Source organism: Paraburkholderia translucens, from assembly GCF_020881035.1.
Classification (GTDB): domain Bacteria; phylum Pseudomonadota; class Gammaproteobacteria; order Burkholderiales; family Burkholderiaceae; genus Paraburkholderia; species Paraburkholderia translucens.
The window spans coordinates 195,594-222,076 of the sequence record NZ_JAJITC010000003.1 but is presented as its reverse complement, the minus strand read 5'-3'; the positions used below and the strand labels follow the sequence as shown (position 1 = coordinate 222,076).

The window sequence follows — 26,483 nt, the reverse complement described above, 5'->3', positions numbered from 1 at the left end:
CGCGAGCGCACGACGTTCTCGCAGCTTGCGAAAAAACGCAGGGAGGTGCGGAAGAGCCCGGCGGCGAAAGTGCGATGCGCCGGATAGCGGCGTGCGAAAAGCACCGAACGACCCGGTCGGCGCTTCTGGCAGGCGACGGGAATGGCAAAAACCGGGCGGCGCATTGATTGCCGCGCCATCCCGTCCATTCACGAACGGCTCATCCCGCTGCGTTCAATGCAACGGCAATCCGCTATCGAGCTGACGCTGCAGGTCGCGAACCTGACGCTGGGCAACGCGCAACTGATCCTGTGCGGCAGCCTTCTGCTGTGCCAGTTCGGTCGCCTCGGCACGCTTCTGCTCCTGCTGGCTCGCCACGATGCTCTGCTGCTGACGCGCGATGTCGAGGTCGGCCTGCAGCCGGCTCGCGCGTTCCTGCGACAGCGCGACCATGCGCTGTGTGAACGCCTTCTGCGCTTCGAGTTGCGTACGGCGGATCTCGACGTCCGACAGTTGCACCGTCTGCCGCACGAAATCCTTGTAGATGAGTTCGGCGCGAGCGGCGTCCTGCGTCTTGATCACGCGCCAGAAGTTCTTCTGCTCGAACAGCGAGACGTAGTAGGTCATCTCCTTGCCGTAGAACATCAGGCTCGCGCCATACGTGCCGTTGTATGTGGTGCGCAGTTCGCTGAGTTCCGAACCGCGGATCATCTGCTGCAATTCCGCCACATTGCCGGTGGCGGATTGCCGGTTTTCGTCCGGCGTCAGTGCAGTGGTCTCAGCCTGGCCGGCCGGCGAAGTTTCGGGCAACGCGCTCGTCGTACCCGGCTGGGACACGACTGGACTGCTTGCGCTACTGTTCTCCAGGGCCTGTGCGTTCGCGCCCTGAAGAGCCCCCAATACGATGCATGCGGCCAGAGCAATCTCTCGTAGCTTTGACTTTCGGTCCATGTATTACCTGCTGAACAGATTTTGTTTTTTGGTAGAAGCTGGTCATTATTACTCAGTTTCGCGGGTTTCGGGCTCTTCGTCAAAAATTTGGTATTTGCGTGTTTTTTCAGCTGGAACGAGCACAGATGCAATCCCGTCCGGTCCGCGCGGCAGCAGGCGGCAATCCGCTCGACAAGCCCCGAGTACCCTCGCGCGGCGCACCCGTTATCAGCGACAAGCGCAGTTGTCCGTTATCTGGTCCATTGCTGCCGAGCGGCTCGCGTGGCATGTTCGGCACCGTGTCGGCATATGCATCGAGCATCGGGCATGGAGGACCGCCATCAAATCAGGCAGACCGGCGCGGAGAGCGGATTTTTCTCGGAGGGGCGCGTGATGCAGTTGCGGATATGCGACGCTCCCCCACTCGCTGAAGCGACACATCTCGAGCGTGCCTCGCAATGATTAGAAGCGCCACTATCAAACGGCGGTAATACTTTCGCGTATTCTGCGCTGACGATGCAAACGGCACGCCGCTGGCATCGTCTCGCATCGCGAAGGCCGCTACAGCACATCCGGCCGCGATGCTCATAACGCCGCGCGACCAAGATCGCGCTGTCTCACATCAAGGAGGAAGCCAATGACGCAATTCACTCAACATGCTCGCGCGCTCGCGCTGCGCACCGCCCGTCACGCAGCGCTCGCCGGGGTTCTGCTCGCCAGCGCCATGAGCGCGATGGCACAGACCGAGAGCCCGATCGGCATGTGGCAAACGATCGACGATCAGACGGGCCAGCCGAAGGCGCTCGTGCAGATCACGCAGGACAGCAATGGCGAGTTGAACGGCAAGGTCATCAAGGGTCTTGGCGCGAACAACCAGCCGGATCGCCGCTGCACGGCATGCACCGACGCGCGCAAGGATCAACCGATTCTCGGCATGACCATCATCAACAGCATGAAGAAGGATGGAGACGCGTGGGATCACGGCCAGATTCTCGACCCTGAAAACGGGAAGGTCTACAAGTGCAAGATGCATCTCGAAGACGGTGGCAACAAGCTCGTGGTACGCGGCTACATCGGCGTAGCGCTGCTCGGCCGCTCGCAGACGTGGATCCGGCAGCAGTGAGATTCGATGCCCGGCGCATGCGTAGCGCGTGTCACATGGCTAGCGTAATTGCAGCATGAAAAAAACGGCCGGCGATCATGAATCGCGCGGCCGTTTCAATTGTGGCCTGCCGTTTGCAATGGTCATGCGGCCTGTTTCAACGATGCAGGGGAAGCGAGTGGCGACGCGGGGACCGGCGGGGCCGATGCCGGGTTGTATACGACGGGCGGAACACGGAACGCCGCGGGCCCGACCACTCCGCGCTTATGAGACGCATTGGAATGCATGCGCATCCGCGCTTCCATCAATTTGCAGAGATCTTCACTCGCGGCGCCGGCCAGTTGCTCCGTGACGTGCTTGATTACGCCTGATTCGTACCACGACTTGAAGCGGCGATGACAGGTCTGATACGACGGATAGCGCCGCGGCATTGCGGACCACGTCGAGCCGCTATACATGACCCACAGCACACCGTTGAGCACCGAGCGGGTATCGGCAAGCGGGCGGCCACGCAGTTCGGTACGTGGCCGCAGTTCGGGCAGCAGCGGCGCAACGCGCTGCCATTCTTCATCGGTGATATCGCGATAAGGGTTCATGCTTCCTCCTTTGTCAGAACAACGACAAAAGATAGCCAGTCACCCGTACGCAGAATATAAGACCACTCCGATTCCTAAAATGCGCCGTTCGTTGCGACTCAGGTCAGCGACGTATCGACGATCCGGCGCGGCGTGTCGAGATACTCCTTCGACTGCATTTCGACGATGCGCGATACCGTACGTGTGAATTCGTTGGCCATCGGACCATCGACGTACAGTTGCTCGGGCGGCACGGCGGCCGACATCAGCAGCTTGACCTTGTGGTCGTAGAACACGTCGATCAGCCACGTGAAGCGGCGCGCTTCCGACGCCATGCGCACCGACATCTGCGGCACGTCCGACAGGATCACCGCATGAAAGCGCGTCGCGAGTTCGAGGTAGTCATTCTGCGAGCGCGGACCACCGCACAGTGTCGCGAAGTCGAACCAGACAACCCCATCCGCGCGGCGTAGCGCCTTCAGCTCGCGCTTCTCGATATGCAGCAGCGGGCTTTCGTCGGGCACCGCGGCAAGGCGCGCGAAGGCGTCGCGCAGTGCCTTGCCGGCGGCGGCGTCCAGCGGCGTGTGATAGACCTCCACCTGCGCGAGTGTGCGCTGCCGGTAGTCGATACCCGCGTCGACGTTGATCACGTCGAGCTTCTGCTTGATCAGCTCGATCGCAGGCAGCATGCGGTCGCGATGCAGACCGTCCGGGTAAAGCTTGTCGGGATCGTAGTTGGACGTCATCACGAACTGCACGCCGTTCTCGAATAGCTTGTCGAGCAGGCGGTACAGGATCATCGCGTCGGCGATATCCGAGACGTGGAATTCGTCGAAACAGATGAGCCGATAGCGCTTCGCGATGCGGCGGGCGAGTTCGTCGAGCGGATCGGCCGTGCCCTTGAGTTCTTCGAGCTCGCGATGCACCTCGCGCATGAACTCGTGAAAATGCAGACGCGTCTTGCGGTGCAGCGGCACGATCGTGTAGAAGCTGTCCATCAGGAAGCTCTTGCCGCGGCCCACGCCGCCCCACATGTACACGCCGCGCGGCAGATCCGGGTGAATGATCAGTTTCTTGAACGCGTTCGAGCGGCGCGACTTGTACGCGGTCCACTCGTCATAGCACCGCTGCAGGCGCTCGACCGCCGCGCGTTGCGCCGGATCGGATCGATAGCCGCGCGTCTGCAGTTCTTTTTCGTAGTATTCGGTGACGTTCATCGTGTTGCCGCAAAAAGAAAGGCGGGAGGGAGTGAACCCCGCCCGCCTTCGGTGATGCCAAGGTTGCGTTTCGGTCAGGCGTGCGCGCTTACATGTTCAGCGCGCGCTTGTCGACGGCGAGTGCCGCTTCGCGCATGACTTCCGACAGCGACGGGTGCGGATGGCAAATACGGCCGATGTCTTCCGACGCCGCCTTGAACTCCATCGCCACCACGGCTTCCGCGATCAGGTCCGATGCGTTCGCCGAGATGATGTGCACGCCGAGCAGTTCGTCGGTCTTCGCGTCGGCGATCATCTTGACGAAACCATCCGCCTTGTTGATGCCGAGCGCGCGGCCGTTCGCCATGAACGGGAACTGGCCCGTCTTGATCTCGCGGCCCTCGGCCTTCAGCTGCTGCTCGGTCTTGCCGACCCATGCGATTTCCGGTTCGGTGTAGATCACCCACGGCACGCAGTTGTAGTCGATGTGCGGCTTCTGGCCGTCGATCAGTTCCGCGACCATCACGCCTTCGTCTTCGGCCTTGTGCGCGAGCATCGGGCCGCGCACCACGTCGCCGATCGCGTACACGTTCGGCACAGCCGTCGCGCAGTGGTCGTCCACGTCGATGAAGCCGCGCTCGTTGGCCTTCAGGCCGATCGATTCGAGGCCCAGATTGTCGGTGTTCGGCACCCGGCCGACCGACACGATCAGGCGGTCGGCTTCGAGCGTCTGCGCGTTGCCGTCCTTGTCCGTGTAGGCGATCGTCACGCCGTTTTCGCTGGTCTTCACTTCGCCGACCTTCACGCCGACGTGAATGTCGAGACCCTGCTTCTTGAACTGCTTGGCCGCTTCTTTCGACAGCGCCTGGTCAGCCGCACCGAGGAATTCCGGCAGCGCTTCGAGCACGGTCACGTCCGCGCCGAGGCGGCGCCACACCGAGCCGAGCTCCAGACCGATCACGCCCGCGCCGATCACGGCGAGCTTCTTCGGTGCCGTGTCGAACGAAAGTGCGCCTTCGTTGTCGGCGATCAGCTTGTTGTCGACCGGAATGCCCGGCAGATGACGCGCCTTCGAACCCGTCGCGATGATCACGTTCTTCGCCGTGACGACTTCGGTTTCAGCTTCGCCGCTCACTTCGATCTGCACGCCGGCGTCGGTCTTGCCGGTGAACTTGCCATGGCCCTTGAGCCACGTGATCTTGTTCTTGCGGAACAGGAATTCGATACCCTTGGTCATCTTCTCGACGATGCCGTCCTTGCGGGCCATCATCTTCGAGATATCGACCGAGACGTTTTCCACCGAGATGCCGTGGTCGGCGAGGTGATGCGAGGCGTTTTCAAACTCTTCCGACGACGCGAGCAGCGCCTTCGACGGAATGCAGCCGACGTTCAGGCAGGTGCCGCCGAGCTTCAGCGCGCCGGCCGGGTTCTTCCACTTCTCGATACATGCGACGGTCTTGCCGAGCTGCGCTGCGCGGATGGCGGCGATATAACCGCCGGGGCCTGCGCCGATCACGACGACGTCAAATTCTTTGGACATGACAATCCCTTTGATGGCGGAACGGCGCCGGGCCACCCGAGGTGGCGCGCGCCGTTCCTGTACTGCGGAATGCTAAAGACGTGCTACGGATGACCCCGGCTCGCGCACAACGCGAGCCGCGGTCAGTGGAACGTGCGCTTACAGGTCGAGCAGCAGGCGCGCCGGATCTTCCAGCGCGTCCTTCATCGCGACCAGCGACAGCACTGCTTCGCGGCCGTCGATGATACGGTGGTCGTAGGACAGCGCGAGGTAGTTCATCGGGCGGATCACGATCTGGCCGTTTTCGACCACAGCGCGTTCCTTGGTGGCGTGCACGCCGAGGATCGCGGACTGCGGCGGGTTGATGATCGGGGTCGACAGCATCGAGCCGAACACGCCGCCGTTCGAGATCGAGAACGTACCGCCGGTCATTTCTTCGATCGACAGCTTGCCGTCCTTCGCCTTCTGACCGAATTCGGCGATCTTTTTCTCGATGTCGGCGAGGCTCAGCTGGTCCGCATTGCGCAGGATCGGCACCACCAGACCACGCGGCGAGCCGACAGCGATACCGATGTCGAAGTAGCCGTGATAGACGATGTCGTTACCGTCGATCGACGCGTTCACGAGCGGGAACTTCTTCAGCGCGTGGACAGCCGCTTTCACGAAGAAAGACATGAAGCCGAGCTTCACGCCGTGTTCCTTCTCGAACTTGTCCTTGTACTTGTTGCGCAGTTCCATGACCGGCGCCATGTTCACTTCGTTGAACGTCGTGAGGATGGCGTTGGTTTGCTGCGACTCGAGCAGACGCTCGGCGATACGCGCACGCAGACGCGACATCGGCACGCGCTGTTCCGGACGGTCCTTCAGCCACTGGTCGGCCGATGCCGGCGCCTTGACTTCCGGCAGCGACGGCTTCGCAGCCTTCGGAGCGGCGGCCGCAGCCGGTGCAGCCTTGGCCGCTGCCGGAGCAGCCTGGCCAGCGGCGAGCACGTCGCCCTTCGTGATGCGGCCGTCGCGGCCCGTGCCGGCGACGTCGCCAGCAGCCAGGCCCTTCTCGGCCATCAGCTTGCCGGCAGCGGGCGAAGCAGCGGTGTTCGAGCCCGTTGCGACAGCGGCCTGTGCAGCCGGCGCGGGAGCCGCAGCCGGTGCGGCGACCGGAGCCGGCTTCACTTCGGCTTCGACAGCGGCGGCGCCTGCGGTGCCTTCGGTGTCGATCTTCGCGATCACCTGGTCAGCCGTGACCGTGTCGCCGTCGTTCGAGATGACTTGCGCGAGCACGCCTGCTGCCGGCGCCGGCACTTCGAGCACGACCTTGTCGGTCTCGATTTCGATGAGGATTTCGTCCTGAGCGACAGCCTCGCCGGGCTTCTTCTTCCACTGCAGCATGGTCGCTTCCGAGACCGACTCGGAGAGCTGGGGAACCTTGACTTCAACAATAGCCATTATGAGTATCCTGAATACGTATCGGGTGACGGCCCTTCTTCACGACCGCCTGCGAACCGTGCGCGCCGCGCCTGAACCTCATGGGAACCGTTCAACGCGGTTCAGCGCGGCGCGGGAAAACGCATTGCGCTTTCCCGGCTCGTCTGTTTCTTTATTTGGCGATCGACGCGCTCTTGAGGCGGCCGAAAGCGCCTTCGACCAGCGCCTTCTGCTGCTCGTAGTGCTTCGCGTAGTAGCCGACTGCCGGCGAGGCCGAAGCCGGACGGCCGCTGTATGCCAGCTTCTGCCCTTCCTTCATGCCTTCCTTCAGATGGTGCTCGATGTAGAACCACGGGCCCTGATTCTGCGGCTCGTCCTGCACCCACACCACTTCGGTCGCGTTGTCGTACTTCTTCATTTCCGCTTCGAACTGCTTGTGCGCGAACGGATAGAGCTGTTCGATACGGACGATCGCGACGTCGTTCGCCTTCGCTTCGCGGCGATGCGCGACCAGGTCGTAGTACACGCGGCCCGAGCACACCAGCACGCGCTTGACCTTCTTCGCGTCGATGGTTTCGTCCACTTCGCCGATGACCGGCTGGAACGAACCCTTCGCGAGTTCCGACAGATCCGAGACGGCTTCCTTGTGACGCAGCAGCGACTTCGGCGTGAAGACGATCAACGGCTTGCGGAACAGGCGGATCATCTGGCGACGCAGCAGGTGGAAGATCTGCGCCGGCGTGGTCGGCTGCACGACCTGCATGTTGTGGTCTGCGCACAGTTGCAGGAAACGCTCGATACGCGCCGACGAGTGCTCCGGACCCTGGCCTTCGTAGCCGTGCGGCAGCAGCATGGTCAGGCCCGACACGCGGCCCCACTTCACTTCGCCCGACGAGATGAACTGGTCGATCACGACCTGCGCGCCGTTCACGAAGTCGCCGAACTGCGCTTCCCACGCGACGAACGTGTTCGGTTCAGCGGTCGAGTAGCCGTATTCGAAGCCGAGCACCGCTTCTTCCGACAGCACCGAGTCGATCACCGTGAACTTCGCCTGACCTTCGGCGATGTTCTGCAGCGGCACGTACGTGCCGTCGTTCCAGCGCTCGCGGTTCTGGTCGTGCAGCACCGCGTGACGGTGCGTGAACGTGCCGCGGCCCGAATCCTGACCGGTCAGGCGCACGGCATAGCCGGATGCGACCAGCGACGCGAACGCGAGGTGTTCGCCCATGCCCCAGTCGAGCTTTGCTTCGCCGCGGCCCATTGCGCGACGGTCGTTGATCACGCGCTCGACGAGCGGGTGAACCTTGAAGTTTTCCGGAATCGTGGTGATGCGCTCGGCAAGGCGCTTCAGTTCCGCGAGCGGCACGGCCGTGTCGGCCGCATCGGTCCACTTGCGGTTCAGGAACGGCACCCAGTCCACCGCGTACTTGCTCTTGTAGTTCGAGAGCACCGGGTCGACCGTGTGATGGCCTTCGTCCATCGCCTTGCGATACGCCTTGACGAATTCGTCGCCTTCCGTGGCGGTGATCACGCCCTGCTGCACGAGCTTTTCTGCGTACAGCGCGCGCGTGCCCGGGTGCTTCGCGATCGTCTTGTACATCAGCGGCTGCGTGACCGCCGGGGTGTCCTGCTCGTTGTGGCCCAGCTTGCGGAAGCAGACGATGTCGACGACGACGTCCTTGTGGAACTGCATGCGGAAGTCGATCGCCATCTGAATGGCCAGCACGACCGCTTCGGGATCGTCGCCGTTCACGTGCAGCACCGGCGCTTCGATCATCTTGACGACGTCCGAGCAGTACAACGTGGAGCGCGAGTCGCGCGGGTCCGACGTCGTGAAGCCAATCTGGTTGTTGATGACGATGTGCAGCGTGCCGTGCGTGCCGTAACCGCGCGTTTGCGCGAGGTTCAGCGTTTCCATCACCACGCCCTGGCCCGCGAAAGCCGCGTCGCCGTGAATCTGCACCGGCAGCACCTGGACGCCGTTTTCGTCGCCGCGGCGGTCCATACGCGCCTTCGCCGAACCCTCGACCACCGGGTTGACGATTTCGAGGTGCGACGGGTTGAATGCGAGCGACAGGTGAACCGGGCCGCCTTCCGTCGCGACGTCCGACGAGAAGCCCTTGTGATACTTGACGTCGCCAGCGGGCAGATCGTCGACGTGCTTGCCTTCGAATTCGGCGAACAGGTCAGCCGGCATCTTGCCGAGCGTGTTGACCAGCACGTTCAGACGGCCGCGGTGCGCCATCGCGATGACGATTTCCTGAACGCCGCGCAGACCGCCGTGACGCACGACTTCGTCCATCGCCGCGATGAAGCTCTCGCCACCTTCGAGCGAGAAGCGCTTCTGGCCGACGTACTTGGTGTGCAGGAAACGCTCGAGGCCTTCTGCGGCCGTCAGGCGATTCAGGATGTGCTTCTTCTTGTCGTTGCTGAAGTTCGGCGTCGAACGGATCGATTCGAGGCGTTCCTTCCACCAGCGCTTCTGCTCCGGATCGCTGATGTACATGTACTCGGCGCCGATCGTGCCGCAGTACGTGTCGCGCAGGGCTTTGACGATCTCGCGCAGCGTCGCGCGCTCGAACCCGAAGTACAGATTCGTGGCGCTGAACTCCTGGTCCATGTCGGCTTCGGTGAAGTCGTAGAACGCGGGTTCAAGTTCGGGGATCGCGGGACGTTCGCGGCGCTTCAGAGGATCGAGATTGGCCCATTGCGAGCCGAGGAAGCGATATGCGCCGATGAGAGACTGGACGTAAACCTGTTTGCGGGCGGTTGCGAGATCTTCGCCGCCGGCCGTTGCGCGCGGCAGGAAGGCATTGGCCTTGGCGCGCTGTGCAAACGATTCGACGATCGGGCCATGGGCCACGTCGTTGGCATTGGTGCCGTCCGATGCGGGCACGTTCTGCAACGCATCGAAATAGCTGCGCCAGGTCTCGGGCACTGACGCCGGATTATCGAGATACGCTTCGTACATTTCTTCAACGTACGGAGCATTGCCGCCGAACAGATAAGAGTTCGACTGGAATTGCTTCATCATTTTTACGCTCACCTTTCTTCGAGTTTCTCGAGAAATAGCGGGTTACCGAACCTTCCGCGACACGGCCTGACCGTTTAGCGGATTGCGCGAATCAAGTCTTGCTTGGAAGGACCTAAAACTTTGCACCCGGGAGCATAGCACAGAACGAATAGCCCAGATAGCGAACCGCGCGGGCGCAAACGCTGTAACGGCGGGCATTTCACGGGTGGCGGACACCTCTTCGAGGCGCGCAACAGTGTTCTGCGAGAAATGGAGGCGAACAGCGCGAGCGGCCGCGACACGCGGGCCGCCGCGGCAAAAAACTGGGGTGATGCAGCGCCGCAAAGAATGATGGGCCAAAAACGACGAAGCCACCCGAAGGTGGCTTGCATTCGCTGCTATCCGGACAGGTTCGAGTCCCGCTTATTCGCCGGCAACCTTGTTGCGGCTCGCGCTGCGGCGCTCGTGTTCCTTCAGGTAGCGCTTGCGCAGACGGATCGACTTCGGCGTGACTTCGACGAGTTCGTCGTCGTCGATGAACTCGACCGCGTATTCGAGCGACAGTTGAACCGGCGGCACCAGACGCACGGCTTCATCGGTGCCCGACGCGCGCACGTTCGTGAGCTGCTTGCCCTTGATCGGGTTCACGACGAGGTCGTTGTCGCGGCTGTGAATGCCGATGATCATGCCTTCATACAGGGCCTCGCCCGGCGACACGAACATGCGGCCGCGATCCTGCAGCTTCCACAGAGCGTACGCGACAGCCGCGCCGTCGTCCTGGGAAATCAGCACGCCGTTGCGACGCTCACCGATCGCTCCTTCCTTGACCGGCTGGTACGAATCGAACGTGTGGCTCATCAGACCCGTGCCGCGCGTGAGCGTGAGAAATTCCGACTGGAAGCCGATCAGACCACGCGCCGAAATGCGGTACTCGAGACGCGTGCGGCCACGACCGTCCGACGCCATGTCGAGCATTTCGCCCTTGCGGCGGCCGAGTTCTTCCATCACGCCGCCCTGGTGCGTGTCTTCCATGTCGACGGTCAGGTTTTCGTACGGCTCGTGCTTGACGCCGTCGATTTCCTGCATCACGACGCGCGGACGCGACACGGCCAGCTCGTAGCCTTCGCGGCGCATGTTTTCGACCAGAATGGTCAGGTGCAGCTCGCCGCGGCCCGCCACTTCGAACGTGGTTTCATCGCCGGTGTCGCGCACGCGCAGCGCGACGTTGTGGTTCAGTTCCTTCATCAGGCGATCGCGAATCTGACGGCTCGTGACGAACTTGCCTTCGCGGCCCGCGAGCGGCGACGAATTGACGAGGAAGTTCATCGTCAGCGTGGGTTCGTCGACCGTGATCATCGGCAGCGCTTCGGGCTGCTCCGGCGAGCAGATCGTCACGCCGATGCCGACTTCCTCGATACCGTTGATCAGCACGATGTCACCGGCTTCAGCCGAGTCGACCTGCACGCGATCGAGGCCCTTGAACGACAGCACCTGGTTGATCTTGCGATTGAGGATTTCGCCTTCCGGACCCGAGCGCACCGCGACCGCCATGCCCGGCTTGATCCGGCCGCGCGTGATGCGGCCAATACCGATACGGCCGACATACGACGAATAGTCGAGCGAGGTGATCTGCAACTGCAGCGGACCTTCCGGATCGGCCGGGCGAACCGGCACGTGCTCGAGGATCGCCTCGAACAGCGGACGCATGTCGCCGTCGCGCACGTCCGGCGTGAGACCGGCATAGCCATTCAGCCCCGATGCATAGACGATCGGGAAGTCGAGCTGCTCTTCGCTGGCGCCGAGCTTGTCGAACAGGTCGAAGGTCTGGTTGATCACCCAGTCCACCCGCGCGCCCGGACGGTCAACCTTGTTGATCACGACGATCGGCTTCAGACCCAGCGCGAGCGCCTTCTTCGTGACGAAGCGCGTTTGCGGCATCGGGCCTTCCACCGCGTCGACGAGCAGCAGCACCGAGTCGACCATCGACAGCACGCGCTCCACTTCGCCGCCGAAGTCAGCGTGCCCCGGCGTATCGACGATGTTGATGTGCGTGCCTTCGTACTCCACCGCACAGTTCTTCGACAGGATCGTGATGCCGCGCTCTTTTTCGATGTCGTTCGAGTCCATCACGCGCTCGGCGATCTGCTGGTTCTCGCGGAACGTGGCGGTCTGACGGAGGAGCTGGTCGACGAGGGTGGTCTTGCCGTGGTCGACGTGAGCAATGATGGCGATGTTGCGTAGGGCGCGGGTCATAGGAAACCTGAAGACGGTTGAGTGCGCCGCTTGCTTATGCTGCTGGTTGACGAGATAAACCACGATAACAAGCCCAAAGCGCACTTTTGGGAACCCAAAATTATAGCACGCACGGATGATCCTTTCTGGTATTCCCCGATAGACCGTCCGCTCCCGGCGCTACGCAAGGTCAGGGGCAAATGTCCGGCGCCGCGCCCACGCCAAACCGCATGCATTTGCTGCCTGAGCGCAAAAATTCCTTGCCTAAGCTGTGATAACGCTTGTCGTGTCAATCAACAGCCCGCTATACTAATGCATAGTCAACCATTGCATTCGCACGAGAATCATGACGGAGCCGTCCAACGAATCCACGCCGGACCTGAGCGAGTATCAGCTCGGGGAAAGCGTCGGCTATCTCATCTCGCGCGTGAAATCGACCCTGTCGAATCTGATCACGCAACGCAGCATGGCTGAACTCGGCATCACCAGCCAACAGGGGAGCATCCTGTTTATGGTGGCGAGCGGCAAATGCCTGCTCGCGGCCGAACTGGCGCGTGAATACGGCATCGACGCAAGCGCCGTCACGCGCCTGATCGACCGGCTGGAAAAGCGCGGGCTGCTCACGCGGGTGCGCAGCAACGAAGACAGGCGCGTCGTGCGCCTCGCATTGACACCGGAAGGCCATGCGATCGCAGCCCGCATGCCGGGCATTTTCAATGGCGTGCTCGATAGCCTGCTGAATGGGTTCACCCCCGAGGAAGTGGGCTTCCTGAAGAGCATGCTACGCCGCGTGCTCATCAATTCCGGTGAACAGGCGGGACTTCCCCGCGATACCGCCAGCCATCTCGATAGCAAATCGTAAGAAATTGCTTGCTGCGTCCACCACTACATTCCACTCAAAGAGTCGAGCGATGAAATCCCTTTCCCTGTCCGCGCCCGCGCTGTCGAGCCGGGCCGCTGTCGCCGCAGCGGCGGCAGCGCTCGCCCTCACGGGGTGCGCGAACTACTTCGGCGTCAGAAGCGACAAGCAGATCGCGTCGCCGACGCAGTATGAGTCGACGCAAAGCCTGCCCAACGAGGGCGGTCAGTGGCCGTCGCTCGACTGGGCCAACCAGTTCGGCGACCCGCAACTGCCGAAGCTGATCGCGGAGGCGCTCGACGGCAACCCGTCGATTGCACAGGCACAGGCGCGGCTCGCGAAGGCTTCGTCGTATATCGAAAGCTCGCGCGCAGCGCTGTTTCCGAAAGTCAACGCGAGCTATTCGTGGACCCGCGAGCTGTTCTCGGCGAATTCCCTCTACCCCCCTCCGTTCGGTGGCACCTGGTATAGCGAGAACAACGTGCTCGCGAGCGCGTCGTGGGAGCTCGACCTGTGGGGCAAGAACCGTCAGCGCCTCGGCCAGGCCGTGTCGCAGCAGAAAGCGGCCGAGGCCGACATGCAGCAGGCGCGCGTGACGCTCGCCGCGTCGGTCGCAAGCACCTACAACCAGCTCGCGCAACTGTATGCGTTCCGCGACATCGCCGCGCGCGAAATCGCCAACCGCGAGAACGTCGGCCGCATCACCAACGACCGCGTGAGGGCCGGCCTCGATACCAACGTCGAGAAGCAGACCGCCGCCGGCAACATCGCGACGAGCCAGTCGAACCTCACCGACCTCGATGGCCAGATCACCGTCGTGCGCTACCAGTTGGGCGCGCTGCTCGGCAAGGGCCCAGACCGTGGCCTGCAGATCGACAAACCGGTGCTGACCGGCGGCAGCGTGGTCGCGCTGCCGGACAACATCCCGGCCGACCTCGTGGCGCGCCGCGCGGACATCGTCGCCGCGCGCTGGCAGGTCGAAGCCGCAATGCACGACGTGAAAGAGGCGAAGGCCGAGTTCTACCCGGACGTGAACCTCGCGGCCGGCTTCGGTTTCGACGCGTTCGGCTGGGGCCGTTTCCTGACTGCGTCGAGCCGTCAGATCCAGTTCGGGCCGGCGATCCATCTGCCGATCTTCGACGCCGGCGCGTTGCGCGCGCAGTTGAAGGGCCGCTACGCCGACTTCGACCTCGACGTTGCGAACTACAACCAGACGCTGATCAACGCGCTGCAGGACGTGTCGACCCAGGTGTCGTCGATTCGCTCTATCGACCGCCAACAAGGCGACGCCCAGCGCGCGCTCGATGCGTCGAGCCAGGCGTACCAGCTCGCCGTGATCCGCTACAAGGCCGGCCTCTCGCCGCAGCTGCAGGTGCTGACCGCCGACGAAAACCGGCTGGCCGCCGAACAGACCGTCACGAGTCTGCAGATGCGCCGCCGCGATCTGCAGATCGGCCTGATCAAGGCGCTGGGCGGGGGCTTCGACGCGACCCAGACGGGTCTCGTGGTGCCGACCGACGCGCCCGCATCGGCCAACGCCGCGAATCAAGCCACCAACACCGCCGCGAACTGAGCGAGCCCGCCTGCGGCAACGAACACGCATACGCACGAACACCCGAATAAACGACGACGTTTAAGAGAGCCCGGAGCAAATCAATGAGCACCCCCCAGCAGCCCGCTACTGCGCCGCAAGCGGCGACCAACGGCAAACGCAAACGCATGATGACGCTGCTCGTCATCGTGATCCTGATCGCGGCGGTCGCATATGGTCTCTACTACTTCCTGGACGCACGCTTTCATGAAGACACCGACGACGCCTACGTGAGCGGCAACGTCGTGCAGATCACGCCGCAGGTCACGGGCACCGTGATCGCGGTCAACGCGGACGACACCCAGGTCGTCAAGGCCGGCGACCCCCTCGTCGTGCTCGACCCGGCCGATGCGCGTGTCGCACTCCAGCAGGCCGAGGCGAATCTCGCGCAGGTGGTGCGCCAGGTGCGCGGCCTGTTCGCCGACGACAGCCAGTACGAAGCGCAAGTCGCGGCGCGCCAGGCTGATTTGTCGCGCGCTCAGGACGACTTGAGGCGCCGTCTGACGGTCGCGCAGACCGGCGCGGTATCGCAAGAAGAAATCTCGCACGCACGCGATTCCGTCAAGTCCGCCCAGGCCGCGCTCGACGCCGCCAAACAGCAGCTTGCGGCAAACCGCGCGCTGACCGCGAACACCACGATCGCCGATCACCCCAACGTGCAGGCGGCCGCCGCGAAGCTGCGCGATGCCTACCTGAACCACGCGCGCAACACGCTGCCCGCACCGGTCACCGGCTATGTCGCGAAACGCTCGGTGCAGGTCGGCCAGCGCGTCTCGCCGGGTACGCCCCTGATGGCGATCGTGCCGCTGCAAGACGTGTGGGTGGACGCAAACTTCAAGGAAGTGCAGCTGAAGCACATGCGTATCGGCCAACCGGTCGAACTGACGGCTGACGTGTATGGCTCGTCGGTGCCGTTTCACGGCAAGGTGGTCGGCTTCTCGGCCGGCACGGGTTCGGCGTTCTCGCTGCTGCCAGCGCAGAACGCGACCGGTAACTGGATCAAGGTCGTGCAGCGTCTGCCGGTGCGTATTTCGCTCGATCCGCAGGAACTCGAAAAGCACCCGCTGCGTATCGGTCTGTCGATGCAGGCCGACGTCAACATCAAGGACGACACTGGCGGCCAGCTTGGCCAGGCACCGAGCACGGCTTACCAGACCAACGTCTTCGACAAATACGGCGCGGAAGCCGACGCGGAAATCGCCCGCATCATTTCGGAAAACGCCGGCCCGAACGTGAACGGCGGCGCGCAGAAATCGACGGCGCAGAACGGCGCGGCCGCGAAACCGGCTGCCAAAAAGAGCTAAGGCTCGGCCCGACGATTCATAGAAGGCTCTTCAATGGCTCAGGCTCAGGCGCAAGTCCCTCACCCGCCGCTCGAGGGTGCGCAACTGGTGATCGGCACCATCGCGGTGTCGCTCGCCGTGTTCATGAACGTTCTGGACACGTCGATCGCGAACGTGTCGATCCCGTCGATTTCCGGCGACCTTGGCGTGTCGTCCGACCAGGGCACGTGGGTGATCACGTCGTTTGCGGTGGCCAACGCAATCTCGGTGCCGCTGACTGGCTGGCTCACCGACCGCATCGGCCAGGTGCGTCTGTTCATGGCGTCGATCGTGCTGTTCGTGCTCTCGTCGTGGATGTGCGGTCTCTCGCCGAACCTGCCGTTCCTGCTTGCGTCGCGCGTGCTGCAAGGCGCGGTGGCCGGCCCGATGATCCCGCTGTCGCAGACGCTCCTGCTTGCAAGCTACCCGCGCGCGAAGGCACCGATGGCGCTATCGATGTGGGCGATGACCACACTGATCGCGCCGGTTGCCGGTCCGATTCTTGGCGGCTGGATTTCCGACAACATTTCCTGGCCGTGGATTTTCTACGTCAACATTCCGGTCGGCGTGGTGGCGGCCGTCGCGACGTGGGCGATCTTTCGCAACCGCGATTCACTCGTCAGGAAGGCACCGATCGACGGCGTCGGCCTCGGTCTTCTGATCGTCTGGGTCGGCTCGCTGCAGGTCATGCTCGACAAGGGCAAGGACCTCGACTGGTTCTCGTCGACCACGATCGTCGTGCTCGCGCTCGTCGCGCTGATCGCACTCGCATTCTTTATCGTGTGGGAACTGACGGCCGAGCACCCGGTGGTCGATCTGTCGCTGTTCAGCCGGCGTAACTTCACCGGCGGCACGATCGCGCTATCGATCGGCTATGGGCTCTACTTCGGGAACCTCGTGCTGCTACCGCTGTGGCTGCAGACCGATATCGGCTACACGGCGACAGAAGCCGGACTCGTGATGGCGCCCGTCGGCCTGTTCGCGATCCTGCTGTCGCCGCTCACCGGCAAGGTCCTACCGCGAACTGATCCGCGCTACATCGCGACCCTGTCGTTCCTGATTTTCGCGCTGTGTTTCTGGATGCGCTCGCGTTACACGACGGGCGTCGATACATCCTCGTTGATGCTGCCCACGCTGATTCAGGGCATCGGCATGGCCGGCTTCTTCATTCCGCTCGTGTCGATTACGCTGTCGGGCTTGCCGGGCCATCGGATTCCGGCCGCGTCGGGGTTGTCGAACTTCGTGCGGATCATGTGTGGTGGTATCGGCACGTCGATCTTCCAAACTGCGTGGGATCACCGCACGATCATGCATCACGCACAGCTGACCGAACAGGCGAACGCTTATAACCCCGCGTTTGGCCAGTCCGTTCAACAAATGGGCGCGGCGGGACTGAATCAGCAGCAGACCTACGGTCTCTTCAACACCATGGTCACGCAGCAAGCCGCGCAGTTGGGCGTGAACGATCTGTTCTTCATTTCGGCCGGTATTTTTGTCGCGCTGATCGCGCTGATCTGGATCACACGACCGGAACGCGCAGGTGGCAATGCGGGAGCGGCGGCGTCCGCGGCGCATTGAACACGTTGGTTGTTGCGTTGCGCTAGTTCGACACCGCGTCGTAGATGGCGTGAAAAAAAAGCGGGGCCGCTATCGGGCGATCCCGCTTTTTTATTTTCCGCATGCGACTGGAAAAGCCCTGCGTCTAGTTCTCCGTCGTCACGACCAGTCGTTCGGGTGCAAGCACGCCTTCGCCTGGCTTCGCGACGCCGAGCAGCCGCCCCTGCGCCGAGTACACTCTCACGCGCGGCGCACGCACCGCATCGGCGCCGATCGTCAACGACGACAGCTTCAGCCGCTGGCCGTGCAGGAAACGGCGCGTGTCGTCGTCGTTGAGACGGACCAGCGGGAACGTCGACAGCAACGCGTCGACCGGTCGCAGCCATGCGTCGCGTTCGGCCTGGGTCGCCTCGGACAACGCGTCGAGCGTGACCGAATGCTCGAGCGTCAGCGCGCCGACGCCCGTGCGCCGCAGCGCAATCAGATGCGCGCCGCAGCCGAGCGCCTCGCCGATATCCTCAGCGAGTGTGCGCACATAGGTGCCCTTGCTGCACGTCACGCGAAACGTCACTTCCGGCAGCGCGCAAGCAATCAGCTCGAGCGCGTGAATCGTCACATAACGCCCTTCCCGCTCGACCGTCTTGCCGGCGCGCGCGTACTCGTACAGGGGCTTGCCGTCCCGCTTGAGCGCCGAGTACATCGGCGGAATCTGAACGATCTCGCCAATGAAGCGTGGCAAGGCCGCCCGCACCGCCAACTCGTCGCAATCGACCGCTCGGATGTCGAGCGCCTCGCCTTCGGCGTCGCCGGTGGTCGTGCGTATGCCGAGGCGCATCGTGGCCTCGTAGGTTTTGTCGGCTTCGAGCAGGTCTTGCGAAAACTTGGTGGCCTCGCCAAAGCAGAGTGGCAACAGGCCGGTTGCGAGCGGGTCGAGCGTGCCGGTGTGGCCCGCCTTTTTCGCCAGATAGAGACGTTTCGCGCGGATCAGCGCGTCGTTGCTCGACAGGCCGAGCGGCTTGTCGAGCAGCAGCACGCCGTCGAGCGCGCGACGCGGCACGCGGGGGCGATGAGGTGCGGTCATGTCGAGTGAGGCAGATGTTCGGGAAATACGAAAACCGGCGCCGCGCGCTACGTCGGACGCCGCAGCGCCGCAGTCGCTCAGTCGTCCTTCGCGCGCGTGGAATTTGCCTCGTCGATCAGACGCGACATTTCGACAGCGCGCTCGATCGTCTTGTCGTAGTGGAAATGCAGCGTCGGAACCGTATGGATATGCAGGCGCTTGAACAGCAGATTGCGCAGATGGCCGGCCGCGTGCGTCAGGGCCTCGAGCGTCTGCTGCGGGTCGCCCGTCAGCGTCGTGAAGTAGACCTTCGCGTGGGCGTAGTCGGGGGTGAGCTCGACGCTCTGAAACGTGACGATGCCGATGCGCGGATCCTTGACCTCGCGCAGCAGCTCGGCCAGGTCGCGCTGGATCTGATCGGCGATCTGCGCGTTGCGATTGGGAGAAGTACGTTTTTTAGACATGGTGTTGTGTGCTCCGCGATGACGGATGCAAAAAATGGTTCGCGCGAGCCGTGTTTGTTATCCATTCGATACGACGGCGCCGTGTTTCGCCGCGGCCTGTGAGCAGCTCGGCGGCGCGATGGCCTCGCGCCGTAAGCCAATTCACGATGAACGCGGCATCGAAGCGATGCGATAAATTCGAGGCAGCGGGCTCAAAAACAACGGGCGGAGCGGGCGTCAAGCCCGTTCCGCCCGTTGTTGTGCCGTGCCGCGTGAATTACAGCGTACGCGCGACTTCCGTGACCTCGAACACTTCGAACTGATCGCCTTCGACGATATCGTTGAAGTTCTTGATCGACATACCGCACTCGAAGCCCTGACGGACTTCCTTCACGTCGTCCTTGAAGCGCTTGAGCGAATCGAGCTCGCCCGTGAAGATGACGACGTTGTTGCGCAGCACGCGCACCGACGACGAGCGCTTGACGAAACCGTCCGTAACCATACAGCCGGCCACCGTGCCGACCTTCGGCACCTTGAACACCTGACGCACTTCGACCGTGCCCGTTACGACTTCGCGCTTCTCCGGCGCCAACATGCCCGACATCGCCGCCTTCACGTCATCCACGGCGTCGTAGATGATGTTGTAGTAGCGGATATCGACGCCATTGGCTTCCGCGAGCTTACGAGCCTGCGCATCCGCGCGGGTGTTGAAGCCGATGATGACTGCCTTCGACGCCGTCGCGAGGTTGACGTCCGACTCGCTGATGCCGCCAACCGCGCCGTGCACGATCTGCACGCGCACTTCGTCGGTGGAGAGCTTCTGCAGAGACTGCACCAGCGCTTCCTGCGAACCCTGCACGTCGGCCTTGACGATGAGCGGCATGTACTGCACTTCGCCTTCGCCCATCTGTTCGAGCATCGTCTCGAGCTTCGCGGCCTGCTGCTTCGCGAGCTTGACGTCGCGGAACTTGCCCTGCCGGAACAGAGCAACTTCACGCGCCTTGCGCTCGTCCGGCATCACGATCACTTCCTCGCCCGCCTGCGGCACTTCCGACAGACCCTGGATTTCGACCGGGATCGACGGGCCAGCGGACTTGGTCGGCTTGCCGGTTTCGTCGAGCATTGCACGCACGCGACCATAGGCGCTGCCTGCCAGCACGACGTCGCCGCGGTTCAGCGTACCCGACTGGACGAGGATCGTTGCGACCGGACCCTTACCCTTGTCGAGCTTCGCTTCGATCACGAGACCCTTGGCCGGCGATTCGACCGGTGCCTTCAGTTCGAGCACTTCGGCCTGCAGCAGCACGTTTTCGAGCAGATCGTCGATGCCCGCGCCGGTCTTCGCCGACACCGGCACGAACGGCGAGTCGCCACCGTACTCTTCCGGCACGACGCCTTCGGCGACGAGTTCCTGCTTCACGCGTTCCGGATTCGCGTCAGGCTTGTCGATCTTGTTGATTGCGACGACGAGCGGCACGCCGCCGGCCTTCGCGTGGGAAATCGCTTCCTTCGTCTGTGGCATCACGCCGTCGTCGGCAGCGACCACCAGAATGACGATGTCGGTCGCCTTCGCACCACGGGCACGCATTGCCGTAAAGGCTTCGTGACCCGGCGTATCGAGGAACGTGATGACGCCGCGCGGCGTTTCGACATGGTAAGCGCCGATGTGCTGCGTAATGCCGCCCGCTTCGCCCGCGGCAACCTTCGAGCGACGGACGTAGTCGAGCAGCGAAGTCTTGCCGTGGTCGACGTGGCCCATCACCGTGACGACCGGCGGACGCGGCAACGCTTCCGCATCGGTCGCTTCGCCTTCGACCAGCATTGCTTCCGGATCGTCCAGCTTCGCCGCAACCGCACGGTGGCCCAGTTCCTCGACGATGATCATCGCCGTTTCCTGGTCCAGCATCTGGTTGATCGTGACCATCTGGCCGAGCTTCATCATCACCTTGATGACTTCCGACGCCTTCACCGCCATCTTGTGCGCGAGATCCGCGACCGTGATGGTTTCCGGCACGTGCACCTCACGCACGATCGGCTCGGTCGGCGCCTGGAACGTCGTGGCCTGTTCCTGATGCTTGCCACGGCCCTTCGGACCGCCGCGCCAGCCGCGGTCCACACCGCCGCTCGAGTCGCCGCGCGTCTTGATGCCGCGGCGCTTGGCTGCGTCGTCCTGCCAGCCGCTCTTACCGCCGGCCGGCTTTTTCTTGTCGCCCGCAGAAGGTGCGCTCGCCGGCGCCGGAGCCGCGGCAGCTGCAGGCTTCCTGGCTGCCGGGCGCGCCGGCGCTTCGCCAGCCGGACGCGCCGGCTTGTGCAGCGTACCCTTGGCCTCGGCTGCCTTGGCCGGCTCGGCGGGCTTCGGCGCCGGTTCCGGCGCCTTCACCTGCGCCTTGCGCGGCGTGTTCATCATTTCGCGAATCGCGCGCGCTTCGGCTTCGGCCGCCGCGCGGCGCTTGGCGATTTCTTCCTGTTCCGCACGCGCCTTTTCAGCGGCCACACGCGCGGCGTCTTCCGCTTTCTTCGCGGCTTCGCGTTGTGCGGCGCGTTCCGCGGCCGCGCGTTCGTCGTCCTGCTCGCTTGCCTTCGTGGCAGCCGGTGCAGCGGCTTGAGCCGCCGCCTGCTGGGCCTTCTCGCGAGCTGCCGCCTCGGCCGCAGCCGCCGCGCGCTTCTTCGCCTCATCTTCCGCGCGCTGACGTTCGGCTTCCGCAGCCTGCTCGCGCGCCTGACGCTCGGCCTCTTCGCGCTCGAGCTGTTCCTGGCGCGCCTTCAGCTCCTGCGCCTGCTTTTCGAGCAGTTCAGCTTCGTGACGTGCTTCTTCTTCACGACGCTGCAACTCGAGATCTTCGGCGTCCGAGTTTTCGGCCACATGATTCGATGCCTCCCCGCCTTCCGCGACTGCCTCGTCGCGGCGGACGAACGTGCGCTTCTTGCGCACCTCGACCTGAATGGTGCGAGCTTTGCCCGTCGCATCGGATTGCTTGATCTCCGACGTATGCCGGCGCGTCAGCGTGATCTTGCGCTTGTCGGCATCGTTCGAGCCATGCGACTTGCGCAAGTGATCGAGCAGACGCGCCTTGTCCGCCTCGGACAGGTTGTCGTCTTCGCTCGCTTTCTGGACGCCCGCTGCCTGCAGCTGCTCGAGCAGCACGCCAGCAGGCATTTTCAGTTCCGCGGCAAATTGGGCTACGTTGTTACTCGCCATTCATTCCTCTTAATGCAAGGACCGATTCCTTGCGGTTAGCATCGGGTCATGCGGCCTCGCGGCCGCGTTCAATTCAGTGCGCCATGGTCATTTCTCACTGGAACCAGTGTTCACGTGCTTTCATGATCAACGCCTTAGCGGCATCCTCTCCCATCCCAGTCATCTCGACCAGTTCATCCACGGCCAGCTCGGCGAGTTCGTCGCGCGTCTGGATCTGATGTTCGGCCAGTTTCGCGAGCAGGTCGGCGTCCATGCCGTCCAGGCTCTTCAGGTCGAGTGCCACATTCTCGACCTTTTCTTCGTTCGCAATCGCCATCGTCAACAGCGCGTCGCGCGACCGGTTGCGCAGTTCGTGAACGGTATCTTCGTCGAATGCCTCGATTTCGAGCATTTCGTTGAGCGGCACATAAGCGATCTCTTCGAGGCTCGTGAAGCCTTCGTCGATCAGGATGTCGGCGACTTCCTCGTCGACATCGAGACGCGCCATGAACAGGTCGCGCAGGACGCCACGCTCCTGATTCTGCTTCTGCGCAGATTCATCCGGCGTCATGATGTTGATTTGCCAACCAGTGAGCTCGCTGGCAAGACGCACGTTCTGGCCGCTGCGGCCGATCGCGACCGCCAGTTCGTTCTCGTCGACGACGACGTCCATCGAATGCTTTTCTTCATCGACGACGATCGACTGCACGGCTGCCGGCGCGAGCGCGCCGATCACGAACTGGGCGGGGTCTTCCGACCATAGCACGATGTCGACGTTTTCGCCACCGAGCTCGTTGCGCACGGCCTGCACGCGCGAGCCGCGGATACCGACGCAAGTGCCGATCGGATCGATGCGTTTGTCGTAAGCGACCACACCGATCTTCGCGCGTACACCCGGGTCTCGCGCCGCGGCCTTGATCTCGAGCAGGCCCTGCTCGATTTCCGGCACTTCCATTTCGAACAGCTTCATCAGGAATTCCGGCGCCGTACGCGAGAGTTCGATCTGCGGACCACGGGCAGTACGATCGACCTTCGCAATATAGGCGCGCACGCGGTCGCCCACGCGAAGATTTTCCTTCGGGATCAACTGGTCGCGACGCAGGAGCGCTTCCACACGGCCCGATTCGACGATGAAATTGCCCTTGTCGAGGCGCTTCACCGAACCGGTCATGATGTGTTCGCCGCGTTCGAGAAAGTCGTTCAGGATCTGCTCGCGCTCGGCGTCGCGCACCTTCTGCAGGATCACCTGCTTGGCGGCCTGCGCGCCGATACGGCCGAATTCGATCGACGGTACCGGCTCCTCGATGTACTCGTCGAGTTGGATATTCGGCTGTTGCTCGCGCGCCTCGAACAGCAGGATTTCCTGATCCGGCTCCTGCAAACCAGCTTCGTCCGGCACCACCTTCCAGCGGCGAAACGTTTCGTGCTCGCCGCTTTCACGGTCGATGTGGACGCGGATATCCGCATCTTCTTCGAAGAGTTTCTTGGAGGCCGAAGCGAGAGCCGCTTCGAGCGCGGCAAATACCACGTCCTTATCGACATTCTTCTCGCGTGCCAGCGCATCCACCAGCATCAACACTTCGCGACTCATTGTTTGCGGCTCCTAAAGTCAACTTTCGGAACAAGGCGCGCCTTGTCCATGTCCGCGAGCGTGAAATCGAGCATCGCGGCGCCTTCTTTTCCTTCAAATTCAAGACCGATCGTCTCGCCCTGCGGAGCATGCAAGATACCCCGGTACGATTTTCGACCGTCCAATGGCTTTTTCAGTGTGATAACCGCTTCGCTGCCCGCGAAGCGTTCAAAATCCGCCAGTTTTTTCAGCGGGCGGTCGAGACCGGGCGACGACACTTCGAGCCGCTCGTAATCGATATTTTCGACCGTCAGAACGTGCTGGAGCTGACGCGTGACTTTCTCGCAGTCTTCGATTGCGATGCCGGCCGGCTGGTCGATATAGATACACAACATGCCGCGCCCGGTGCGCTCGAGATCGACGAGCTCGTAGCCGAGTCCCACGACCGTGGTTTCAATCAGTTCCGTCAGTTGCACAGTGCCCTCTTAGATGTTCGCGCAGCGAGCCTCGCCTCTTCTGCAAACAACCAATGCGGGCCGCGCGCCAAGCTGGCGCACGTTCGTGCGAACCCGAGATGCCGAACCACGATGAACTGAGCGGCAAAAAAAAATGGGCTGAACGCCCATCATCTTATTGCCGGTGGTCGCACCTGAGCCGCACATGAAACCGTACGCCCAGCGACTTCGCGATTGTAGCCATTTTTCGGCCCAAACGCAATCCGCAGTACGCCGGGCGCCGCGCATTTCCGCTTGATTTCATGGGAATCTTTCGACAAGAGGGCGACGAATCCGGGCTTTGGCGAGGTCGTGCGAGCAATCCGGAAAGGGGGTTGCAAGGACTGCGTCAACTCTTTCATGAAGTGCTTCCCTGATGTCTCGGGCGTCGTTTCGCACGGCGTTTGAACTCTCGGGAGACCGCCGCACTACGCCAAACACTCAGCCGCAAATCGCTGAAAACGATCAACGGCTCGCGCGGTAAACATTCGGGATTGCACCTCGCGATGCTGGTCGAGCCGTCTGAAGCTCGTGCGACCCGGCGGTGACGCGCCCCGCATGAAAGGGCGGCCGCTCAACGGCCATCCCTCAAACGCTGCGCCCCGCTTACCGGCCGCGGGAACGACCGCGCGGCGCGCCGCCGCCACGATTGACGCCGCCCGGACCTGCGTTGCCGCCAGCGCGGTTGGCGTTACCGCCCCGGTTGCCGCCCGGCGCGCGATTGCCGCCGCCATTGCCCGGCGCCGCACCGGCACGCTTGCCACCGGCACGCGCACGATTGCCATTCGGCGACGGCGCGCGATTGCCGTCAACGTCCCGGCCGCGCTGGCCACCGGCGCCCCGATTACCGACGCCGGCACCGAAGCCCGCGCCGAAGCCGCCAGCCGCCGCGCCACGGCGGCCCTGTCCGCGCGGCTGCTGCTCGAAGCGGCTGTGCGACATCAGAACCGGCTCGCGGTTGATGAAGCCCATCGACGTCTGCATCGGATCCGGCTGACGGCGCTCCGGCGCCGCGTTGCGGCTACCGCGCTCCTCCGTCGGCGCCTTCAGGCCGACCGAGGCCATCAGCGCACGGACCTGGTTATCCTCAAGCTCTTCCCAACGACCACGTTTCAGACCACGTGGCAGCGAAATCGGGCCGTGACGCGTGCGGATCAGGCGGCTGACCATCAGGCCGGCCGCTTCGAACATGCGGCGCACTTCGCGATTCCGCCCTTCGGCAAGCGCGACGTGATACCAGTGATTGGTTCCTTCGCCGCCGCCGTCGCGGATGCGCAGGAAATTCGCCGGGCCGTCCTCGAGTTCGACGCCGTGCAGCAGCTTCTGACGCATACCCTCGGCAAGTTCGCCGACGACGCGCACCGCATACTCGCGCTCGACGCTATAGCGCGGATGCATGAAGCGGTTTGCGAGATCGCCCGACGTGGTCAGCATCAGCAGACCCTCTGTGTTGAAGTCGAGACGGCCGACCGCGACCCACTTGGCGGTCTTCATTGGCGGCAGCTTGTCAAACACCGACGGACGGCCTTCGGGGTCCGCGTGGCTGACGATTTCGCCTGTCGGTTTGTGGTACAGAAGTACGCGCGGCGGCTTACTGGCGAGCTTGCGCTTGACCGGCTTGCCGTTGATGCGAACCTGGTCGGTCGGCATGATGCGCTGGCCGATGTGCGCCGGCTCGCCGTTCACCGACACGCGGCCGGCGATGATCAGCTCCTCCATGTCGCGGCGCGAGCCCATGCCCGCTTCGGCGAGCACCTTGTGCAGCTTCGGCGCGTCGTCGTCGGGCGACAGCACGCGCTTCGGGCCCGCGGCCTTGCCACGGCGCAGCATCGGCGCGCGCACGCCGCCTGTCGTGCTGTTGTCGGCATCGAACGCGGGCGACGTCACGTACGAGAACAGATCGTCCTGAGTCGAATCCGCGCCCGAGGCCGCGGCTGTATCGGCGCCGCGACGGTTCTGGCGCTGCCCCCCGCGTTGACCTTCACGCTGGCCTTGTTGCGCTTGACGTTCGCGCTGTCCTTCGCGTGACGCGTCCTCGAGCTTCGCTGCACGGGCGTTGCGTCGACCGCCCTGTTTGGTGGCCGCATTATTGCGCGGTGCGTGCGCCTGCGCGACGACCTCGCCGTCCGGCGGCGCTTCGGAAGCAACCGAGGCGCCTTGTGCGGGCGCACCGTCGGCTGCCTTCGTCTTCGCGCCGGCGCGGCGTCGCGCGATCAGGCTGCGCGGTCCGCGACGCAGACCGCGGCGCGGACGCTCTTCGCCGTCGGCTTCCGCGCCGTGAGCCGGGCGCTCGCCCTCGCCTGCCGACGCTTGCGTGGCGCGTTCGTCGGTCCGCGCCGACGGCACGGCGCGCTCGGATTCGGACGAATCGGTGTCGTGGGTATGTGTCAAAACAACCTCAAAATGTCAGGTCGCGCGCGCCCGTTGCGGGCGCGGCAAAA

At 63.4% G+C, this 26,483-nt stretch carries 18 protein-coding genes; 5 read left to right on the top strand and 13 right to left on the bottom strand.

Translation table 11 applies throughout. The features are described 5' to 3' along the window. Positions 1–213 precede the first annotated feature (213 nt). A complete protein-coding gene (locus tag LJ655_RS06540; protein ID WP_230560448.1) occupies positions 214–930 on the bottom strand; it encodes a DUF2968 domain-containing protein in 717 nt (238 codons plus the stop codon). Between the two features lie 616 nt (positions 931–1,546). Between LJ655_RS06540 and LJ655_RS06535 the strand changes: the two genes are divergently transcribed. Beyond that, complete coding sequence (locus LJ655_RS06535; protein WP_230560447.1) at positions 1,547–2,032, top strand: DUF2147 domain-containing protein; 486 nt, start codon at positions 1,547–1,549, stop codon at positions 2,030–2,032. Positions 2,033–2,154: 122 nt separating this feature from the next. Here LJ655_RS06535 and LJ655_RS06530 read toward each other — a convergent pair whose 3' ends face one another. The 6 genes from LJ655_RS06530 to typA all read right to left on the bottom strand — a co-directional run bounded on the left by LJ655_RS06530 (position 2,155) and on the right by typA (position 11,989). After that, positions 2,155–2,607, bottom strand: a complete 453-nt coding sequence (locus LJ655_RS06530) for a transposase (RefSeq protein ID WP_230560446.1) — start codon at positions 2,605–2,607, stop codon at positions 2,155–2,157. Positions 2,608–2,705: 98 nt separating this feature from the next. After that, complete coding sequence (gene zapE / locus LJ655_RS06525) at positions 2,706–3,803, bottom strand: cell division protein ZapE (RefSeq protein ID WP_230560445.1); 1,098 nt, start codon at positions 3,801–3,803, stop codon at positions 2,706–2,708. A gap of 88 nt (positions 3,804–3,891) precedes the next feature. Further along, positions 3,892–5,322, bottom strand: coding sequence for a dihydrolipoyl dehydrogenase (gene lpdA, locus LJ655_RS06520; RefSeq protein WP_230560444.1), 1,431 nt, complete (start codon positions 5,320–5,322; stop codon positions 3,892–3,894). 138 nt (positions 5,323–5,460) lie between these two features. Then, on the bottom strand, positions 5,461–6,744 hold the full coding sequence (gene odhB / locus LJ655_RS06515; protein ID WP_230560443.1) for a 2-oxoglutarate dehydrogenase complex dihydrolipoyllysine-residue succinyltransferase: 1,284 nt from the start codon (positions 6,742–6,744) through the stop codon (positions 5,461–5,463). A gap of 151 nt (positions 6,745–6,895) precedes the next feature. Beyond that, the gene (locus LJ655_RS06510) at positions 6,896–9,757 is read right to left on the bottom strand and encodes a 2-oxoglutarate dehydrogenase E1 component (RefSeq protein WP_230560442.1); all 2,862 of its coding nucleotides are present in this window, start codon (positions 9,755–9,757) and stop codon (positions 6,896–6,898) included. A gap of 402 nt (positions 9,758–10,159) precedes the next feature. Beyond that, positions 10,160–11,989 carry a translational GTPase TypA gene (gene typA / locus LJ655_RS06505; RefSeq protein ID WP_230560441.1) on the bottom strand — a complete coding sequence of 610 codons (1,830 nt, stop codon included), beginning with the start codon at positions 11,987–11,989 and terminating at the stop codon, positions 10,160–10,162. Between the two features lie 325 nt (positions 11,990–12,314). Between typA and LJ655_RS06500 the strand changes: the two genes are divergently transcribed. From LJ655_RS06500 to LJ655_RS06485, 4 genes are all read left to right on the top strand, one after another. Then, complete coding sequence (locus LJ655_RS06500; RefSeq protein ID WP_230560440.1) at positions 12,315–12,830, top strand: MarR family winged helix-turn-helix transcriptional regulator; 516 nt, start codon at positions 12,315–12,317, stop codon at positions 12,828–12,830. Between the two features lie 49 nt (positions 12,831–12,879). Beyond that, on the top strand, positions 12,880–14,400 hold the full coding sequence (locus tag LJ655_RS06495; RefSeq protein WP_230560439.1) for an efflux transporter outer membrane subunit: 1,521 nt from the start codon (positions 12,880–12,882) through the stop codon (positions 14,398–14,400). Between the two features lie 83 nt (positions 14,401–14,483). Then, entirely contained in the window at positions 14,484–15,722 is a 1,239-nt protein-coding gene (locus tag LJ655_RS06490) for an EmrA/EmrK family multidrug efflux transporter periplasmic adaptor subunit (protein WP_230560438.1), read from the top strand. A 33-nt stretch (positions 15,723–15,755) separates the two neighbouring features. After that, on the top strand, positions 15,756–17,318 hold the full coding sequence (locus tag LJ655_RS06485) for a DHA2 family efflux MFS transporter permease subunit (protein WP_230560437.1): 1,563 nt from the start codon (positions 15,756–15,758) through the stop codon (positions 17,316–17,318). Positions 17,319–17,442: 124 nt separating this feature from the next. Here LJ655_RS06485 and truB read toward each other — a convergent pair whose 3' ends face one another. The 6 genes from truB to rluB all read right to left on the bottom strand — a co-directional run bounded on the left by truB (position 17,443) and on the right by rluB (position 26,433). Next, entirely contained in the window at positions 17,443–18,378 is a 936-nt protein-coding gene (truB, locus tag LJ655_RS06480; RefSeq protein WP_230560436.1) for a tRNA pseudouridine(55) synthase TruB, read from the bottom strand. A 77-nt stretch (positions 18,379–18,455) separates the two neighbouring features. Further along, complete coding sequence (gene rbfA / locus LJ655_RS06475; RefSeq protein WP_230560435.1) at positions 18,456–18,821, bottom strand: 30S ribosome-binding factor RbfA; 366 nt, start codon at positions 18,819–18,821, stop codon at positions 18,456–18,458. Positions 18,822–19,077: 256 nt separating this feature from the next. Further along, complete coding sequence (gene infB, locus LJ655_RS06470) at positions 19,078–21,999, bottom strand: translation initiation factor IF-2 (RefSeq protein WP_230560434.1); 2,922 nt, start codon at positions 21,997–21,999, stop codon at positions 19,078–19,080. 94 nt (positions 22,000–22,093) lie between these two features. After that, on the bottom strand, positions 22,094–23,569 hold the full coding sequence (gene nusA / locus LJ655_RS06465; protein WP_062123531.1) for a transcription termination factor NusA: 1,476 nt from the start codon (positions 23,567–23,569) through the stop codon (positions 22,094–22,096). Next, positions 23,566–24,024: a ribosome maturation factor RimP gene (gene rimP, locus LJ655_RS06460; protein WP_006052964.1), complete on the bottom strand. Its 459-nt coding sequence runs from the start codon at positions 24,022–24,024 to the stop codon at positions 23,566–23,568. Before rimP ends, nusA begins: the two co-directional genes overlap by 4 nt. 624 nt (positions 24,025–24,648) lie before the next feature. Further along, a complete protein-coding gene (rluB, locus tag LJ655_RS06455) occupies positions 24,649–26,433 on the bottom strand; it encodes a 23S rRNA pseudouridine(2605) synthase RluB (protein WP_230560433.1) in 1,785 nt (594 codons plus the stop codon). Positions 26,434–26,483 lie beyond the last annotated feature (50 nt).

What these genes read in the sequence shown, in the direction of transcription:
- LJ655_RS06540 (WP_230560448.1), bottom strand. Translation starts at nt 930, where the DNA reads ATGGACCGAAAGTCAAAGCTACGAGAGATTGCTCTGGCCGCATGCATC.
- LJ655_RS06535 (WP_230560447.1), top strand. Translation starts at nt 1,547, where the DNA reads ATGACGCAATTCACTCAACATGCTCGCGCGCTCGCGCTGCGCACCGCC.
- LJ655_RS06530 (WP_230560446.1), bottom strand. Translation starts at nt 2,607, where the DNA reads ATGAACCCTTATCGCGATATCACCGATGAAGAATGGCAGCGCGTTGCG.
- zapE (WP_230560445.1), bottom strand. Translation starts at nt 3,803, where the DNA reads ATGAACGTCACCGAATACTACGAAAAAGAACTGCAGACGCGCGGCTAT.
- lpdA (WP_230560444.1), bottom strand. Translation starts at nt 5,322, where the DNA reads ATGTCCAAAGAATTTGACGTCGTCGTGATCGGCGCAGGCCCCGGCGGT.
- odhB (WP_230560443.1), bottom strand. Translation starts at nt 6,744, where the DNA reads ATGGCTATTGTTGAAGTCAAGGTTCCCCAGCTCTCCGAGTCGGTCTCG.
- LJ655_RS06510 (WP_230560442.1), bottom strand. Translation starts at nt 9,757, where the DNA reads ATGATGAAGCAATTCCAGTCGAACTCTTATCTGTTCGGCGGCAATGCT.
- typA (WP_230560441.1), bottom strand. Translation starts at nt 11,989, where the DNA reads ATGACCCGCGCCCTACGCAACATCGCCATCATTGCTCACGTCGACCAC.
- LJ655_RS06500 (WP_230560440.1), top strand. Translation starts at nt 12,315, where the DNA reads ATGACGGAGCCGTCCAACGAATCCACGCCGGACCTGAGCGAGTATCAG.
- LJ655_RS06495 (WP_230560439.1), top strand. Translation starts at nt 12,880, where the DNA reads ATGAAATCCCTTTCCCTGTCCGCGCCCGCGCTGTCGAGCCGGGCCGCT.
- LJ655_RS06490 (WP_230560438.1), top strand. Translation starts at nt 14,484, where the DNA reads ATGAGCACCCCCCAGCAGCCCGCTACTGCGCCGCAAGCGGCGACCAAC.
- LJ655_RS06485 (WP_230560437.1), top strand. Translation starts at nt 15,756, where the DNA reads ATGGCTCAGGCTCAGGCGCAAGTCCCTCACCCGCCGCTCGAGGGTGCG.
- truB (WP_230560436.1), bottom strand. Translation starts at nt 18,378, where the DNA reads ATGACCGCACCTCATCGCCCCCGCGTGCCGCGTCGCGCGCTCGACGGC.
- rbfA (WP_230560435.1), bottom strand. Translation starts at nt 18,821, where the DNA reads ATGTCTAAAAAACGTACTTCTCCCAATCGCAACGCGCAGATCGCCGAT.
- infB (WP_230560434.1), bottom strand. Translation starts at nt 21,999, where the DNA reads ATGGCGAGTAACAACGTAGCCCAATTTGCCGCGGAACTGAAAATGCCT.
- nusA (WP_062123531.1), bottom strand. Translation starts at nt 23,569, where the DNA reads ATGAGTCGCGAAGTGTTGATGCTGGTGGATGCGCTGGCACGCGAGAAG.